The 1,621-nt window shown below is 31.6% G+C and carries 3 protein-coding genes; all 3 read left to right on the top strand.

The window, feature by feature from the left end:
* Positions 1-530, top strand: a 530-nt coding sequence (locus tag KI369_RS18920; RefSeq protein WP_212956958.1) for an ABC transporter ATP-binding protein, incomplete at its 5' end; no start/stop codon positions are given.
* A complete protein-coding gene (locus KI369_RS18915) occupies positions 523-1,323 on the top strand; it encodes an energy-coupling factor transporter transmembrane component T family protein (protein ID WP_212956957.1) in 801 nt (266 codons plus the stop codon). The genes KI369_RS18920 and KI369_RS18915, both read left to right, overlap by 8 nt.
* A 135-nt stretch (positions 1,324-1,458) precedes the next feature.
* Positions 1,459-1,566, top strand: coding sequence for a YjcZ family sporulation protein (locus KI369_RS18910; RefSeq protein WP_000120182.1), 108 nt, complete (start codon positions 1,459-1,461; stop codon positions 1,564-1,566).
* The last annotated feature ends 55 nt before the right edge of the window (positions 1,567-1,621 follow it).

Genomic DNA, 1,621 nt, shown 5'->3' with positions numbered 1-1,621 from the left:
CTGTTATAGAAGCGGTTGCATTTACATTAAAATTAAAAAAGGTTTCAAAGGAAGAAATTAAGCTTAGAGCGGAAGAAACGTTAAAAATTTGTGGTTTGTATCCATTTCGAAACTGGCCAATCCAGGCATTAAGTTATGGACAAAAAAAGAGAGTAACGATTGCATCTGTACTAATGACAAATCCGAAACTGATCATTTTGGATGAACCGACAGCGGGACAGGATTATTATCATTATAAACAGTTTATGTCGTTTATTAAAAAACTAGCTGCAAAGGGAATATCCTTTATTTTTATCACACACGATATGAATCTCGCATTAGAATATGCAGACAGAGCTATCGTTTTACATGAAGGGGAAATTATTGCAAATAATACTGCGTCTATCGTATTAGGACATTCAAAAACGCTACAAAGAGCGAATCTAAGGGAAAGTTCATTATTCAAGCTAGTTACATTTAGTGGGATTGCATATCCTGAAAGGTTTATAGAACTTTATTTTGAGGTTACTAGGAGGGAGGAAGGTGTATAATACATACTTTCATCGTATGGATGGAGCAGTGAAATTGTTGTTATTTATTTTTTGTATGACGCTTACTTTTTTATTTTTTGATTTTCGCATATTGCTCTTTGTATTTATGATTGGATGTATCGGACTTGTAGTTGCTAAAATTCCATTTCGTAAAATCATTATTGTTTTTACAGTTATAGTTACATTTAGTTTATTAAATTCTGTCATGATTTTATTTATTACACCAACCCATGGGTCTGAATTAATTGAATCATATACTTCGTTTTTACATATCGGATATGCGACAATTACTTATGAAACATTATTTTATGCAGCTACACTTTCATTAAAATATTTTACGTTATTACCATTCACACTTATTTTTATTTATACGACTGATCCAAGCGAATTTGTGAGTAGTTTAAGTAAACTTCGAATTCATTATAAGATTACCTATGCGATAAATATTGCATTACGTTACATACCTGATATACAGTCCGAATATAAAATTATAAAACATGCGCAAGAGGCGAGAGGAGTAGCTTTTGAAAAAGGGGAAGCAGGTTTATGGGCTCGTATGAAAAACCGTGTCTTAATTTTCTGGCCCCTAATTATTCATTCACTAGATAGAATCGATACAGTTTCAAATGCAATGGATTTAAGAGGATTTGGAAAGAAGGATAAACGTACGTGGTTTTATACAAATAAAGCAAAAAGCGGAGATTTCATTGCTTTATTTGTAGGTGTTTTTATTTTAATTGTTGCAGTGTATTTAAAGTTACATGTATTTCAAAACTTTTGGTATCCATTTTAAAGCATTCTGAAATGAGTGCTTTTACTTATTTTTATATAGACATGCTCAAAAAAGGGGTATTCACATAATGTATAATACGAACCAGTTAAAATGATCAACTACCTATTAGTTTTCAAACCAAAAGGAGGAGAAAATATGAGTTACGGTGGTTCTTGTGGTTTTGGTGGAGGTTTCGCTTTATTAGTTGTGTTATTCATTTTATTAATTATTGTTGGATGCAGCTGTTGGGGCGGAGGTTACTAATTTTTAATTAGTCTCCACAAATGTAAACTTAAAAAACATAGAAGATACTAACGTA

The organism is Bacillus sanguinis (assembly GCF_018332475.1).
Lineage (GTDB): Bacteria > Bacillota > Bacilli > Bacillales > Bacillaceae_G > Bacillus_A > Bacillus_A sanguinis.
Note: the sequence above shows the minus strand (reverse complement) of the source record. Positions and strands in the feature narration are given on the sequence as shown.